Below are 14389 nucleotides of genomic sequence, written 5' to 3'. Positions count from 1 at the left end.
AACAGGCGACTCCGTAACACGTACTGGGGTCAATATAGGACGGCTGAAGCAGTCGCCTAATGATGGCCGCAGAAGCATGTAGCAGCCAGCCATGTGAAGCCGTCACCCCATCATTGATTGGCAATCCGTGATGCCTCGTAGCGTGCGATGCTTATGCAAATTAGGTGGCTCAACCGCTAGCTAGGTATCTTGACCTTCTCTCGAAGGGAGAGCGCTAAATGGGCGCTTGGGGTCCCGCGCTGTTCTCGGACGACCTCGCATGCGATGTCCGAGACGCCTATCGCGAGCTCATTGAAGACGAGACAACGGACGAGGAGGCCCAACGCGGCATCATGAAGTCCTACGCCGAGGTCTTGGATGATCCCGACGATGGCCCGGTGTTCTGGCTGGCTCTTGCAGCCACCCAGTCGAAGGTCGGCCGCCTGGACCCCATGGTGCGTGACAGGGCGCTTCAAATCATCGAGCAGGGCGAAGGCCTCTCGCGCTGGGCAGAAGAGGGCGCCAAGGTCCTGGCCCGCAGGCAGGCCGCACTCCACAAGATCCAGCTCCAGCTCACTGGCCCCCAGCCGGAACGAAAGCGCCTGCGTCCCCCGTGGCGACACATCACCGACCTGGCACCCGGAGCGGTGCTGGCCTATCGAGTTTCCTCCGGCAACCTGGTCCTCCTGCGTGTCGCCCGCGTGGAGGACGATCGCTGGGGGCGAACCCCGATCGTTTCGCTGTTGCGTCATTTAGACGACGCGATTCCTGCCCCGCAGGAGCTCAACGGAATTCCGGATGCCCCGGCCGGCTCCGACCCATTGGGGGTACCCGTCAGCGGAATGTCGAACAGCACGATCCTGCGTGTGTGGGTGTATCGGAAGAAAGACCCCGACTATCGGGACGTTGGGCTCAGCGTCCTGGAAGGCAGGATCCGGCTACGCCCTGGGGACGAGCGGCTCGACGCTCAGGCACATACCCATTGGCTGGCTCTCGCAGGAGACATGGAAGGCTACGCGGGTTGCGGATGATGCCAAAGGCCCTCATGCAGCCCGGCGGTCGTCGCACGTGCCGCCGTACAAGATTGAAAGGGCCACTTCCCGATCATGGGAAGCGGCCCTTCACCTGGGGTGGAGCCTAGGAGATTCGAACTTCTGACTTCCTGCTTACAAACGAGAGCCAGCCACATCGTCCAGCGGTCTTTATCCTGGTCAAGCGGCAGATGCTGACTGGTGCCGCGCGCTCGTATGCGTCGATGTTGCTGTACAGGACTGCTGTACAGCAAGCAGCGTGCATCTCGCTCAGCGAGTAACGATCACGCCGGTCTAGCCATTTCCGGTGCCGGAGTCGACCGCGTCCCGATGGAATGAAAATTTCACCTGTAACTCCGGCATTACGGCTCTACAGGTCTAATCCCCGACCTGGTGGCACGCCTCGCCGTCCCTCGTGCGAGATGCCATGACACAAGTTAACGCCGGACCGAATCAGTGGCTCTCAATCGCCTCTCTGGACGCCTGGAGGCCCCGACAATAGTCTCCGTGCGCGCTCCCCCGACATCATGAAAGAGATGAGGTTGGAATTGACACGTTCCAAAGCACGTCGTGCGGCCACCTCTGTCGCCATCGCCATCGCCACACTCGTGGCAATCCTGGTGCCCGTCACTCCCGCGCACGCCACCTACGGTCCAGACCAGACCGTGTCCATCACGGTTAACTCGAACGCCGGGCCGTCGATCATGCTCGCCCGGCTGACCGGCACGCTGGCGTTCGACGACGGGAACACAAAGTTCAGGTACGCGCTCCAGCTGTGCTGGGGGAGCGGTTCCTACCCCAAGCCGAACTTCTACGTCTCCGTCAACGGCAGCACCATCTTCTACCCGACCCAGACGGGCACGGCAGCTGCTCCCCCCGGATGCCAGCTGTCCCTATTCCTCTACGACGGTGAATACACCCACTCCACCACCGTCACGAACGTCACCTTGTACGTGACGGGCGGCTGGTTCTATCCCGGCAACACTTACAACAGCCGCACCAAGTCCGTGACCTACGACAACCCCTACAACTGAGCCGTCCGAGAAGCCGCGAGCACACCACCCGGCGTACGCAACGGGGACACGACCCCGTCCGCGCAGGATGGTAGCCGAACGTGTGCTCTTGCGCTGGACCACTTTCTGGACAGGCCCGGACAGCACCGTGCAGCCTCGCCGAGGCAGCGTGTGCGGACAGCGTGCCGACGCCGAAATACTGATGCATGACTTCCAGCGGAAGAGAGATCGTAGTCACTCAGATGGTCACGCGCTCTCGCCGACCACCTCGGCGAGAGTGCGTTTGTGCTGGTGGAGCCTAGGAGATTTGAACTCCTGACTGCCTGCTTGCAAACCGGCCTGATCATGAGCCGTACCGGCCATGACCTGGGCGGCGGACACCCCGCGAGTGACCGTGACTGACCGCTGCCGACCCCCTTAATGGCCCGCTAATGGCCCGGCCGTACCTCCCAACGAGGATCTTCCCGTCGCCGTCGTCCCACCCTCCGGGGAGCGGATCAGGGGTCATTTCCGCGATCTCTACGAGGACCCCCGATGGACGCGACGATCCTGCGATGGTGACGCAAGGAGGGTGGCGACACGCTCACCTTCGGCAGCGACGCCGACTCCCCCTCCGCCCTCGCCCACCTCTTCACCGAAGCCGCCGACATGGCCCCAGGCGTACGGCTTCCGCCCAGCCAAGGGCCCCTTCGACTTCTGGTCACGCATAGGCGAGTTAGAGCCTGCCTTCAAAGCCTCCGAGTGGACATACCGCTGATATACCACGCCTCCCTAAATTGGCCCTTTGTCCGCAACCGAATCACCCCCGGCACGAGAGGGCACCATGCGAGTGACAAGCATCCTGAAGACGACGGCGATCTTCGGAACCATGGGCGTGGCGTTGTCGATCACCCCCGCGGCGGGCGCTTCGGCTTCGAACTCCACCGCGAGCTCCGCCGCAGCGAGGGCGCTCTACGGCCAATGCCACGTTGGCGACCGCGATAGATTCGCGTACCTCACCGTCTACTACACGCCGAAAAACGGCTACGACGAGATCGACGAGATCAAATACAACCTCGGGGCCAACTCCGGGAACCAGCTCGGAAACAAGAGCAATGTGAGATTGAGGATCCGCAGGGACCTGCCCTATAGCCTCGACCGAACGCTGTGGAGCTGGACGTCCGGAGACGACATCAAGCCGGGCAGCCACTCCAAGGACCCCAACACAAGAGTGAAGTACTCGACCAAGTGGCACGTCGACCTCAAGGCCACCTTCGACATCAAAGGCATCGACCCACAGTGCAGCACTCACACCCGTAGCGTCTGACGCTAGGTGACGGGGGGTGCCGCTCTCGTCCCGGGCTTCGTCATCTACACCGCCGTGCGCCTGGCCCTGAAGCACGACCGTGAACGTTCCCAGCACGGTTGGCCGCAGAGGTAGCTCTCGGTTGCACTTCTGAGAGGCGTGCAACGGGCCCCGTAGGCGGTCGTAAACGACGCTGTCCGGCGGGCTGGGGCTGAGGAACGAAGTCCCAGACCGTCGAACGCCCCCGGCCATCGACGGAGATCAGGCACCCCGTGGCGATCGTCGTGCGGTGGTGGGGCGGCGGTGCGTACCGTAGCCGGCGGTTGGGGTCCGGTCGGCGCGAGTTGGCGTCGGCGCCGCCCTGGAGTCCTGCCGCACGTCGGGACCGGCGCCCACGCCGCACGCCCGGCGTGCGGGCGGGCGCAAGGGCGGGCGCCCAGAAGCTCAACGACCTGGCACGCGGCGCGCTTGACAAGCCATCGGGCACGCAACGGGCACGGGACCCCTGAATAGCCTCTAGAAAGATCAAAAGCCCAGGCCGCTGACCTGGGCTTTTGTATGTGGAGCCTAGGAGATTCGAACTCCTGACTTCCTGCTTGCCAACGGGGGCCGCTGTACACAGCGCTCCGCCCGGCGATCTTACCGACTTGACCCGGACGTCCGACCTCTCCTTCGATCCGCTCGATGGCCTGCTGGAGTGAACCTTGTGCAGCGTGCCGTTGGTTCGGTCGTCGGCTCGGCTGTAGGCGATGCGCTCCCATTCGAGTTCGGCCCGGCGGGAGCGTTCTCCTCGCCGCTTCCCGGTGCCAAAGTGCCGGCGGCGAGATGAGTGGAGGTGGCGGCTGGACGGACGCTACTTCTCATAGTGATAGCGACAGGCGGCGATCAGGATGGTGTCGTCGTTGACGCGGTAGACGAGCCGGTGTTCTGAGGTAACGCGGCGGGACCAGTAGCCGGACCATTCGTACTTCAGCGGCTCTGGTTTGCCGATGCCTTCGTTCTCGTTTCGGGCTATGTCGGCGATCAGCTGATTGATCCTTTTGAGGATGCGTCGATCTTCTCGCTGCCAGTAGCAGTAGTCCTCCCAAGCAAGTTCGTCGAAGAGGATCTTCACGAGGTGATGTCCTCATCGGCCAGTTCGCGGACGGTACCGCCTCCAGCCTCCAGACGGGCGACCGCCTCCGACAGCCGTCTGCGGTTGGCAGGAGACGCCATCAAGTAGAGCGTCTCGCGCATCGATTCGTACTCGTGTTGCGACACCATGATGACGCCTTCTCCACCGGGGCGGGTGATGAGGACTTCTTCCTGGTCATCGATGACGGCGTCGAGAGTAGCGGCGTAGTTGGCCCGCGATTCGGACATGGTCATCACCTTCATGTCATCAGTGTACATGATGATGTACATCAAAGGTGCGGCGGTGGATCCGCACACGGGCACACGCAGAGATCAAGCCGTTGCATAAAGGTTGCGAATTGCTGCAGGTTCTTACGACCAAAGCTCCACCCTTCCGCTTCCGCCGTGCCCTGCGCCTGATGAAAAGTACCGGGGAGATGCGTCTGCGCCCTGGTCGAGTCGAGGCCGGCCGCCGTACAGCCGGCATCCCTGCGGCGATCATGCCTCTCGCTGAAGATCTTGCGTCCTATGTCGACCCCCGAAGAGGACATGTTCGTGTTCCTGCGCATCAGGGTGTCGATGTGGGTGTTGACGTTGTCCCAGATCAGCACGATGGGCCCGCCGAGCTGCTGGTGGGCGGCGTCCAGCAGGCGGGCGTAAATCGGTCGCGGTGAACCCTTTGCGTTCGTTCTTGCGACGTCGGTAGATCATCATGCGGTAGATCAGCCGGGTCCGCTGCCCCGGCTTGAGGCAGACCAGCCCGGCCGGGTTGACGCGCCCGAAGCCCCTGCCGGAGATGGTGACGGTCGGGGTGCACCCAGGTGGCGATCGCCTCTTCGTCGCGCTCGGCGGCGCGGCGCTGGGGGACCTGCGGGCTCCAGCCCAGCTGATGCAGGAGGTAGGAGATCCCGCGCGGGGTGTAGGAGACGTGGAACAACCTGCCGACCAGGGCGGTGACCCGCGCCAGAGTCCACCGCTGATCCTCGGTCCACCCCCAAACGGCCGGACCAGCGTCCAACGCGGCCTCCAACCGCTCCACCTGCGCATCGCTGAGCCGGCAGCGCTGCCCACCTGGCCCCTTCGACTCCAGCGCCCTACCCCTGCCGTGCGCCAGGCCTTGTGCCAGACATAAGCCGACTTGCGTGAGACCCGCAGCTTCCTGGTCACCTGAGGCGGCGACATGCCCGCGGCGAATAACCCGGCGGCCTCCAAGCGCACCTGTTCACGCTTGGCTTGCGCCGCCGGAGTCAGACCACCACCATCCGGGATAACGCATCCCACCGGCATACTCCCGAACCCCGCCGTAAGCACGCAACCACACCGCGTTGCCTCAGGCTTTCAACCTCTGTAGCGCGGTCATCCGTATCAGATGACTTGTTGTCGCCATTCCGACTTCGGACAGGCATTTTCGTTGACCCGGTGACAGTCCCAACGACAAACTTTTTATCGACGGGGGACGCGAACTTCCGCTTCCCGCGGAAATCAATCCCGAACTTGGAGGTGACAACATGCTGCGTCGGATGAATTCTCTCAACGCCATCTACGACACCGACTGGCCGGGCTAAAGGAATCAGCATCGGGGCCGGGGCGTGACGCCGGCCCCGATGCGCTCGATGGATACGGGGTGACGACAATGAAGATCTGTGCCAGCCGTTTCGTGGCCGGCCCCTTCACGCTCGGACGCGTACTGCTCCGGCAGATCTGCTACGGGCCGTTGACCAGGCGGGAAGAAGTGGTGCTCGCCTTTGTCGATTCCGAGTCCGAATTGCTCGGCGAGCATTCTGCGCGCCCGCTGAGCCTGGCGGTCGGACAGGACCAGCGCACCCGTCATTTCAGCGCCAACCATCTACGGTTTCTCTGTCACGCCGTCGCGTCAATCATCGAAGAGCGAGCAGGCCTCGCCGCTCTCGAGTTGCAGGTATGTCATCTAGCACATTCTGATGAAACGGACCGTGAACTAGTCGATGTTCTGCGCGCCCGCGCTGCCTTTCGTGGCGTGGCCGATCCTGTGACGATCGACGTCTCGCCCGACCACGATCAGGGCGCGCCCACGACAGAGCCCGCCGCACTGCGCCGCCTGCTGGCGGATGCCACCGCCAAGGGCTTCTACTCCGCGGCGATCGCCTATGGCCATGAGCTGTTCAGCCAGTGGCACATGCCGGCTTCCTACGATCCCGGCTTTCACGCGAGCACCCGGGGGCTCGCTCGGGCACTCACGGCGGTCGGCCGTGCCGACGATGCCCTCATCGTCCATCGGCGGCTTCTCGACCATTGGAACCATCCGTGGGTCGCCGCGACCTCTTACTACGCCATCGCCATGCTCCACGCCCGCCACCTCGGCGGGGAACGCCGTGATGTGGACAAGGCGGTCGAGGCACTCGGCCAGGCGTTCGCCGCAACCGAGCGGCTGGACGACGCGCGCCAGCGTTCGTACTACCGCGCTTTCCTGAAGAACGGAATGGCCTTCCTCGAGGTACGGCGAGGCGATATCAACGCTGCGGTGCAGCACATGGAAGGCGATCTCCGCGCTCTGGACGAGGAACTCGCCGACCTCAGCGAGCTGCAGCACCGGGTGGTGGCCCGCAACAACCGCGCCACGCTCCGCCTCCATCTCGGGCAGCTCGACGGCGCGCTCGACGACCTCGACTTCGTCGTCTCCCGAGATCCGTATACGGCTGAATACAGGATGGAGCGCGCGCTGGTGCTCCATCAGGCCGGGCGGGTGAACGATGCGCTGGCCGACCTGGACTTCGCCATCGATCATTGCGTGACGGGCCCCGAGGCCTACCACAACCGTGCGATCATCCGCCGTGAGCTCGGCCTGCTCGATCAGTCCCTCGACGACCTGCGATTCGGCCAGCACCTGGACCCCACGGACGACGAGATCGGCCGAGACCTCCGACGGGCACTCCAGGGCGCCGGCGCCCACGCCTGATGTCCGTACTGAGCCGTCAAGGTCGCGACTTCCGCATGCTCACTGTCGCTTTATGCGCATCGGCGATCTCAAGCAGCGCGGTGACGGCACTGGTGCCCGTGGCCATCTTGAAGAACGGCGGCTCCGTGACCCTGCTCTCGGCGGCCCTGGCCGTCTACTCCGTCGTATATGGGCTCACCGTGCTGCCTGCCGGTGTGATCAGCGACAGGTTCCCACGCAAGCGGCTGCTGACTGTCGCGCTGATGATGTCCGGCGTCGGCCACGTCGGTCTGGGAATCACGCTGACGCTCGGCGGTCGCAGTCCAGCCGCCCTGCTGGTCGTCCTGGCTGTCGTCGGTACGGCGGGCGGCCTGGCCCTGCCACAGGCCCGATCGCTGATCCCCGACTTCGTCAACCGCGATGAGCTGGTGGCGATCAACGGGTACTTGCGCACGATACTCACCATTATCGGGATCACCACTCCGCTGGCTGTGACAGTGGCGTTCCGGGTCATCGGGACAACGACGATTCCGTTCCTGTCCGCGTCGATCCTGGTGTTGGCGGTGTTGGCGGCGAGGCGACTCGGCGACACCTCGCCTTCGGCCTCCAGGCACGACGGGTTCTGGCGCGGAGCGCTCGAGGGGGTCCGGCATATTCATCGCACCCGATGGCTATGGTCCGGCCTGTTGTTCTCGCTCGCACTCGCGACCTGCGTCGACGCGTTCGTCAAGGTGGCGGGGCCCGTACAGGCCGCCGCCACCTCCTTCGGCGCACAAGCGTGGCCGATCCTCGTGTCGAGCCTCGCTCTCGGCCAGTGCGTGGCGAACCTGCGGTTGCGCAGTCACCGGGGGACACCTTCACCGATCTCCATGTACGTACCCACGATGGGTGCGGCGTTGGCGCTGGCGGGCTTCGCCATGGCCGATTCGCTCTGGATGATGTGCGCGGCCTTCGTGCTGTACAGCTTTTCCTTCAGCACCTTCGACACGCTCTGGCACTCCAGGCTGCAACTGTCGACGCCGCGAAACCTGCTCGGCCGTGTGCTGTCGGTTGACGAATTCTGCATCACGGCCTTCAGACCGCTCGGCCTCATCGGAGGCGGGGCCGCGTTGACCGCGCTCGGTGTGGGCGTGACTGGGCTGATGGCGGCCGTGCTGGTGCTCGTGCTGACCACCGTCGCTTTGGTGACCATTGCGGCCTGCCGTACTTCGCCTGCAGAGAGGCCTGTTGATGGGATCACGACGTGAGCAGCCTGCTTGATCCGACGGAGCTGAGCGGGATGGCCCTGGCCAATAGGGTGGTGATGGCGCCCATCACCAGGGGCCGAGCCACACGCGACGGCGTGCCGACGCCGGAGATGGCCGTCTACTACGGTCAGCGCACGAGCGCAGGGCTCATCATTACTGAGGGAACCCACCCGAGCAGGATAGGCCAGGGGTACCCCGGTACGCCTGGGCTGCACACCGGGCGTCACGTCATCGCATGGCGCAGCGTCACGCGGGCGGTGCACGAGATGGGCGGGCGAATCTTCGTTCAGCTCATGCACACGGGGCGCATCGGGCACCCGCTGACCACGGGGGTGTCACCCGTCGCTCCATCGGCGGTCAAGCCTGCGGGAACCGTGACCACGTGCGCCGGACGCAAGCCGTACGTGATGCCGCAGGCGATGTCGCAGGCCATGGTCAGGGAGACCATCTGCGCCTTCACCGCCGCGGCAGGACGGGCGATCGCCGCCGGGTTCGACGGCGTTGAGCTGCATGGGGGCAACGGCTATCTGATCCACCAGTTCCTGGCATGCAACACCAACCGGCGCACTGACGGCTATGGAGGGTCGGTCTCCGGCCGGATCAGATTCGTGACCGAGCTCGTCGAGGCCGTAGCTGCGGAGATCGGACGGCACCGTGTCGGCCTGCGGCTCTCGCCGGGCAAGGGAACCAACGACGTCGAGGAGAATCGGGCGCACCTGGTCTATCCCGCTCTTGTCTCCGCCTTGCCCGACATCGCCTACCTGCACCTCATAGCGGCCTCTCCCGACGATCCGCTGGTTCAGGACATACGGAGAAGGTGGCGGGGCACCTTGATCGCCAACCCCGCCCACGGGGGCGCGCAACTGCCTGACGATGGCGGAAGGGCTGATGCGGAAGCCTGGCTGGCCCGAGGCGCTGACTTGGTGTCGTTCGGTCGAGCGTTCATCGCGAATCCCGACCTCGTTCGGCGCTTCCAGCGCGCCGCGCCGCTGGCCAGGGCGGAGCCGAGCACCGTGATCGGCTCAGGGCCGTACGGCTACATCGACTACCCGGCGTTGGATGAAGCTGCCGCGACTGTCTGATCAGATCCAGCCACGCTCGACAGCAATTGCGCCAGCCTGGAACCTGTTCTTGGCACCGAGCCGGCACATGAGTTCGGCGGCCATGCGACCGATCGTCCTGGTCGACACCCCCATGCTCCTGGCGGCTTGCTCGTCGGTGTCCACGCGCAGCATCAGCCGCAGCAAGGAACGCTCCTGTGCGCTCAGATCACCGTTGTCAGTGCTGCGGACTCCAGTTGGCTCCGCCGTGTGCCAGATCTGGTCGAACAGCGCGCACATCGCCGCCACGACCCCTCTGCCTTCGTGTACGGCTACGCCGTCGGCCGGCTGTTCAGGGTCGAGCGGCACCACCACGCAGCGCCGATCGATCGCCAGCATCCAGGTCGGCAGCACAGGTACGGTGCGTACGCTCCCACCATGCTCGGCTAGCCACCGGACGTGCTCGCTCGTCACGGCATCGTTGCGACTGCTGGTCAGGTACACCGTTCGTATCGTCAGCCCTTGCCCCAGCATCCACTTGGCCAACGGCCTGCTCGGTGGAAATGCTTCGCCGCCCGGCGCGAACGACAACAGCTCGCGTTCTGCCGAATAGCCAAGTTGCTCCAGCTTCTCCCGAACCTGCACCCGCCCGCGGATCTCCTTCGCCACGGTCGCGTCGTGCCGCCCCGCATAATCGGCGACCAACACGTCCATCGCCGCCCTGCCCTCCTCGATCAGCTGCTGGCGCTGCATGATCTCTACGCGCTGCCTGGCGAGGAGGACCTCGAGCCCCACGTCGGGGCGTACTGGGCGGAACAGATCGGGCTCCAGTGACGGCCGGAGCAGCGACAATCTTGTCAGCTCTGCCAGAGCGGCGCGCACCGCCTCGACGGTCCAGCCGAGTCGCGCAGCCAGCCCAGCTACCCCTAGGTACGGCCGTTTGAGAATCTCCAGGTATACCTGCTCCGCGGACGGATCAACCCCGAGCGCTTCAAGCATCAATCAACTCCATTCACGCGGTTGGGTGCATGGGTTCTATTGCACTCGCGAACGGATATCAGCCTAGGAATGGGCGCTATGGCCGCGCTATGGCCGCCCTTTAAGATCACCTCGCACCGGGGGTGACGTCGGCGGCTTGCTCCGTTCATCCTCTCCCGCTCTCAGTGTCGGAGGATCACAGCCGAGTCTGGCCGGTCCCGCCATAGCGTCAGTTCAGCGGCGGTACATTACGGAGGGTCATGGACTGGTTCGGCGACTGTCCGTTGAACGCCCGAAGAGGCTGCCTGCGTGACCCACCTGAGATCAACACCTACCAGAGGCGGAGCTTGAGGAGCGGGATCGCCGGATCAACTGAGGAGTTCCTCGGGAACTGGGGCGCCTATTTGTGTGTACAGCCGTATCGCTGCTTGCCGGTGGGTATCGGCGGTCATTTCATTAAGATCGTGCAAGGCTCGAGCGAGCACTACATGTGCGCGGGCCTGGCCAAGGCGATGTCCGGTCATGCGATGGCAGTCAAGTGCTCGACCGGCGAGGTCGGCAGCAATACCAGACTGAGCCTGTACCGCGTGCACTTCTGCGAGCAAGTTGAGCGCCAAGCCTTCGAGGATTTTGAACCGGGCCTTCTGCGCGATGGTGATCGCAGCCTCGGCTTGGTGGACGGCAGTTGTGTAAAGGCCCTCGGCCTGGTGCGCTGCCGCGAGCTCGATTCGGGCCTGGCACGCAAGGTAGAAGGCGTCTATCTCGTCGGCGAGACGTAAGGCGGCCTGGCCGAGATCTATCGCGGTCACATGATCGCCGGATGCCGTGCTGACGCCTGCCAGCGCAATTAACGCACGGAACTCGACGTGCCGATCGCCAATATCCCTGGCCATCTCGAGTGCGGATCTGGCGCAGTCACGCCCGGAGTCCAATTGCCCGGTGTCGCGATGCAGTTGAGCCAGGGACGCAAGAGTGTCCGCTTCGCCGTACTGGCTATGTAAATCACGATGGCAGCGGAGCGCCAGCGACAGGTGCTCCTGTGCTGCATCGAATCGTCCAAGGCTGTGGTGCACCTCACCCGCTGTGGCACGTGCCGTGGCCTCGCCGCCCAAGGCGCCTGCCCGCTGGTACAAGGCCATCGCGTGTTGGCTGTGCTTCAACGCTTCCGTAAGGTTGCCGAGATTCATTGTCAGTATGGCGAGGAAATTGTGAGCGCTGGCTTGACTCTGCGGCCGTCCGAGTTGCTCGGACAGCTCGAGCGCTCGGGAAAGATGGATTTCGGCCTCCTGGAATCGCCCTAGGTCGCCAAGCACTGTGCCGAGGTTACCCAAGACGCTTGCCTCGCCGACAAGCCAACCGGTATTCGAATAGATCTTTGCCGCCCGGGTGACATAGGCTACAGAACGGTGATATCGGGAAAGACACCAGTACGCGTGGCCGAGGATGACGAACGCGGATCCTTGTGCCAGCAGCTCTTTCTCGCGGCGGGAAGCGGCCAAGGCGACGCGGCCAACGGTGAGCCAGTCGTTCATGGAGCGGCATTGGTCGAGATAGCCACGCATTCCGTCGGCCAGTAGCCAGGCGAACGGCCTGGGCCCGTGCTGTCCCGCATGACGGATGGCGGCTACCAGGTTGTGTCTTTCCGCGTCGAGCCAACGGAGGCAGGCTTCGGGGTCCTGCAGGGGAGACGGGCCTGTGCCGTGCCGTTCGGGGAGCGGAAGGCGCAGCACATCGGGGTGGAGCAGCTCGGCGGCGCCCCTGACCATGGACAGGTACCAGTCCAGCAGCCGTGAGACCGCAGCATCGCTTTCCTGAGTCGTGTTCTCGGTGTCGGCCAGGGCGCGGGCGTACTGACCGAGCAGGTCATGCGACATGTAGCGGCCAGGCTGATGCTGGTCGATCAGATGTGCTGCCTCCAGCTGGTCCAACGCGTGCGACGCTTGTGGTTCGGCAATGCCGGCCAGCGCCGCTACGGCGGCAATCGAGAAGTCCGGCAATGGGATCAGGCCGAGCCCGCGGAAGACCTGCCGCGCCTGATCGGTCAGGGTCAGATAGGACCGGTCCAGCGCGGTGCGGACCGCGGCTTCCGTATCTCCCTGGACTCTGAGCATCGTGATTGGGTTGTCGGCGCGCAGTTCGGCCACGTATTCGGCGATTGTGTGATGGGGACGGTCGGCAAGGTGTGCGGCACCTATGCGCAACGGCAGCGGCAGGTAGGAGCAGACCTCAGCCAGTTCGGCGACGGACGCTGGCTCAGCGGTGACCCGGCTCGTACCCAGGAGCCGGCCGAGCAGCGTCTCCGTCTCGGCTGCGGTCAGTGGGCCCAGGGTCAGACGGCGGGCATCATCTCGGGCGACCAGTCCGGTCAACCGATCCCTGCTAGTAATCAGGACCAGACTTGGCGCGGATCCCGGCAGCAGCGGCCGCACCTGTTCCGCCGTTGCAACGTTGTCCAACAGGATCAACAGGCGCCGGCCCGCGGTCAATGTCCGGTAGCGGGCAGTCGCCCCGGCCACATCGGCCGGTATCCGCTCCGGCGGCATGCCCAGCGCCCGCAACAGCGCATCCAGCGCCTGAATCGGACGCATCGGCGCTTCGGCGGCGTAACCACGCAGGTTGAGGTGGAGTTGACCATCGGGGAACTGGTCTGCGATCTGGTGCGCCCAGTGCACCGCGAGAGCGGTCTTGCCGACGCCGGCCGTGCCGACGATCACCACCGGCCTGAAGGTGGCGCCTTCCACGCTCAGCATTTCATGCAGCGCCGCCAGGGCCTTGTCGCGGCCGGTGAAGCCGGACACGTCGCGTGGCAGTTCGTGGGGCACCAGCGTCAGCGGAGCCGAATCGGCGTACGTGGCACGGGAGAAATTGTGGTCAGGGCCGACCGATGGCAATTCTTCGTCGCCTCGAAGAATCGCCTGGTGCAACTGTTGCAGGTACTGGCCAGGTTCGGTGCCGAGCTGCTCGTTAAGGAGCGCCCGGGTGGCGCGGAAGACCTGTAGCGCCTCTGCCGGTCGGCCGGACCGACGGAGGGCCACCATCAAAGCGCCGCGCAAGCTTTCGCGGTACGGGTGGGCGCGCACCAGATCGGTCAGTTCGATGACCAGATCGGCGCTTCGCCCGCGCGCGAGCTCAGCCTGGATCCATCTCTCGTACGTGGCGAGGCGGAGCTGGTCCAGACGTTCCGCCTCCTCGGCGACCAGATAACAATCGGAGAATTCGGCGAAGGCCGGTCCCTGCCACAGATCAAGGGCGGCACGCAACTGATCGACACGGTGCCTTTCTGCCCCACATCTGTCTGTGACCAGGCGGCGGAATCTGGTCGCATCCAAGCGATCGCCCACCGCGACTTCATATCCCCCGGCTCCTCCGCTGAGCGCATCGGCGCCAAGGATGGATCTCAATCGATGCACGTACTGCTGGAGGTTACGACGGGCTGAGGCCGGAGGACGCTCTCCCCACAGCGCATCAATCAGCGCATCGGTCGCAATTTGTTGATCAGCTTTGGACAACAGGCACGCGAGCAGTAGCCGGAGCTTGTACGCGCTGGGCAGGACAACCGGCTGCTCCGCACGTGTGACCCGCAGCGGACCCAACACTCGGAAATCCATCGCTGCACCTCATGTGCATCTCTGGTTGAGTTACCTCGGTTTGGTGATACCAGGGTTAGCGCCTATGCGGCAGCATAGTCATCTTGTTCGTCGTTCTTGAGAGCGCGCGTCAACGTTCGGAATTCGGGGGGTAGCTGCTCAATCTGTCATGTCCCGCTGTGCTCCGAGAAAGCCGTAACAC

General features: G+C 64.4%; 12 protein-coding genes and 1 pseudogene. 6 read left to right on the top strand and 7 right to left on the bottom strand.

Annotated elements, in window-relative coordinates; translation table 11 throughout:
* Positions 1–218: 218 nt before the first annotated feature.
* The 3 genes from ETD86_RS00375 (at position 219) to ETD86_RS00365 (ending at position 3329) form a co-directional block, all read left to right on the top strand.
* Complete coding sequence (locus ETD86_RS00375; RefSeq protein WP_138664029.1) at positions 219–1010, top strand: hypothetical protein; 792 nt, start codon at positions 219–221, stop codon at positions 1008–1010.
* A 536-nt stretch (positions 1011–1546) separates the two neighbouring features.
* A complete protein-coding gene (locus ETD86_RS00370; RefSeq protein ID WP_138664028.1) occupies positions 1547–2044 on the top strand; it encodes a hypothetical protein in 498 nt (165 codons plus the stop codon).
* Positions 2045–2852: 808 nt separating this feature from the next.
* Complete coding sequence (locus ETD86_RS00365) at positions 2853–3329, top strand: hypothetical protein (protein WP_138664027.1); 477 nt, start codon at positions 2853–2855, stop codon at positions 3327–3329.
* Positions 3330–4161: 832 nt separating this feature from the next.
* Here the strand turns inward: ETD86_RS00365 and ETD86_RS00355 are convergent.
* From ETD86_RS00355 to ETD86_RS59850, 5 genes and pseudogenes are all read right to left on the bottom strand, one after another.
* Positions 4162–4422 (bottom strand): Txe/YoeB family addiction module toxin, encoded by a 261-nt coding sequence (locus ETD86_RS00355; RefSeq protein ID WP_138664026.1) that lies wholly within the window; start codon positions 4420–4422, stop codon positions 4162–4164.
* Positions 4419–4685: a type II toxin-antitoxin system Phd/YefM family antitoxin gene (locus tag ETD86_RS00350; protein WP_138664025.1), complete on the bottom strand. Its 267-nt coding sequence runs from the start codon at positions 4683–4685 to the stop codon at positions 4419–4421. The genes ETD86_RS00355 and ETD86_RS00350 overlap by 4 nt, the downstream gene beginning before the upstream one ends.
* A gap of 26 nt (positions 4686–4711) precedes the next feature.
* Positions 4712–5032: a hypothetical protein gene (locus ETD86_RS59860; protein WP_138664024.1), complete on the bottom strand. Its 321-nt coding sequence runs from the start codon at positions 5030–5032 to the stop codon at positions 4712–4714.
* Positions 5026–5460 (bottom strand): helix-turn-helix domain-containing protein, encoded by a 435-nt coding sequence (locus tag ETD86_RS59855; RefSeq protein ID WP_425465604.1) that lies wholly within the window; start codon positions 5458–5460, stop codon positions 5026–5028. Before ETD86_RS59855 ends, ETD86_RS59860 begins: the two co-directional genes overlap by 7 nt.
* Before the next feature lie 68 nt (positions 5461–5528).
* Positions 5529–5708, bottom strand: a pseudogene (locus ETD86_RS59850) (helix-turn-helix domain-containing protein); the annotation flags it as partial.
* A gap of 337 nt (positions 5709–6045) precedes the next feature.
* Here ETD86_RS59850 and ETD86_RS00335 point away from each other — a divergent pair.
* From ETD86_RS00335 to ETD86_RS00325, 3 genes are read left to right on the top strand one after another with little or no spacing between them, the layout of a single operon-like run.
* Positions 6046–7356 carry a tetratricopeptide repeat protein gene (locus tag ETD86_RS00335; protein ID WP_138664023.1) on the top strand — a complete coding sequence of 437 codons (1311 nt, stop codon included), beginning with the start codon at positions 6046–6048 and terminating at the stop codon, positions 7354–7356.
* 35 nt (positions 7357–7391) lie between these two features.
* Positions 7392–8582, top strand: coding sequence for an MFS transporter (locus ETD86_RS00330; protein WP_170222805.1), 1191 nt, complete (start codon positions 7392–7394; stop codon positions 8580–8582).
* Complete coding sequence (locus ETD86_RS00325) at positions 8579–9664, top strand: alkene reductase (RefSeq protein ID WP_138664021.1); 1086 nt, start codon at positions 8579–8581, stop codon at positions 9662–9664. Before ETD86_RS00330 ends, ETD86_RS00325 begins: the two co-directional genes overlap by 4 nt.
* Here ETD86_RS00325 and ETD86_RS00320 read toward each other — a convergent pair whose 3' ends face one another.
* On the bottom strand, positions 9665–10621 hold the full coding sequence (locus ETD86_RS00320; protein ID WP_138664020.1) for a DUF6879 family protein: 957 nt from the start codon (positions 10619–10621) through the stop codon (positions 9665–9667).
* Between the two features lie 347 nt (positions 10622–10968).
* Entirely contained in the window at positions 10969–14208 is a 3240-nt protein-coding gene (locus ETD86_RS00315) for an AfsR/SARP family transcriptional regulator (RefSeq protein ID WP_138664019.1), read from the bottom strand.
* Between the last annotated feature and the right edge of the window lie 181 nt (positions 14209–14389).

The organism is Nonomuraea turkmeniaca, from assembly GCF_005889735.1.
Lineage (GTDB): Bacteria > Actinomycetota > Actinomycetes > Streptosporangiales > Streptosporangiaceae > Nonomuraea > Nonomuraea turkmeniaca.
Note: the sequence above shows the minus strand (reverse complement) of the source record. Positions and strands in the feature narration are given on the sequence as shown.

Coding starts and splice junctions, on each gene's coding strand:
- ETD86_RS00375 (WP_138664029.1), top strand. CDS start 219: ATGGGCGCTTGGGGTCCCGCGCTGTTCTCGGACGACCTCGCATGCGAT.
- ETD86_RS00370 (WP_138664028.1), top strand. CDS start 1,547: ATGAGGTTGGAATTGACACGTTCCAAAGCACGTCGTGCGGCCACCTCT.
- ETD86_RS00350 (WP_138664025.1), bottom strand. CDS start 4,685: ATGAAGGTGATGACCATGTCCGAATCGCGGGCCAACTACGCCGCTACT.
- ETD86_RS00330 (WP_170222805.1), top strand. CDS start 7,392: ATGCTCACTGTCGCTTTATGCGCATCGGCGATCTCAAGCAGCGCGGTG.
- ETD86_RS00320 (WP_138664020.1), bottom strand. CDS start 10,621: ATGCTTGAAGCGCTCGGGGTTGATCCGTCCGCGGAGCAGGTATACCTG.
- ETD86_RS00315 (WP_138664019.1), bottom strand. CDS start 14,208: ATGGATTTCCGAGTGTTGGGTCCGCTGCGGGTCACACGTGCGGAGCAG.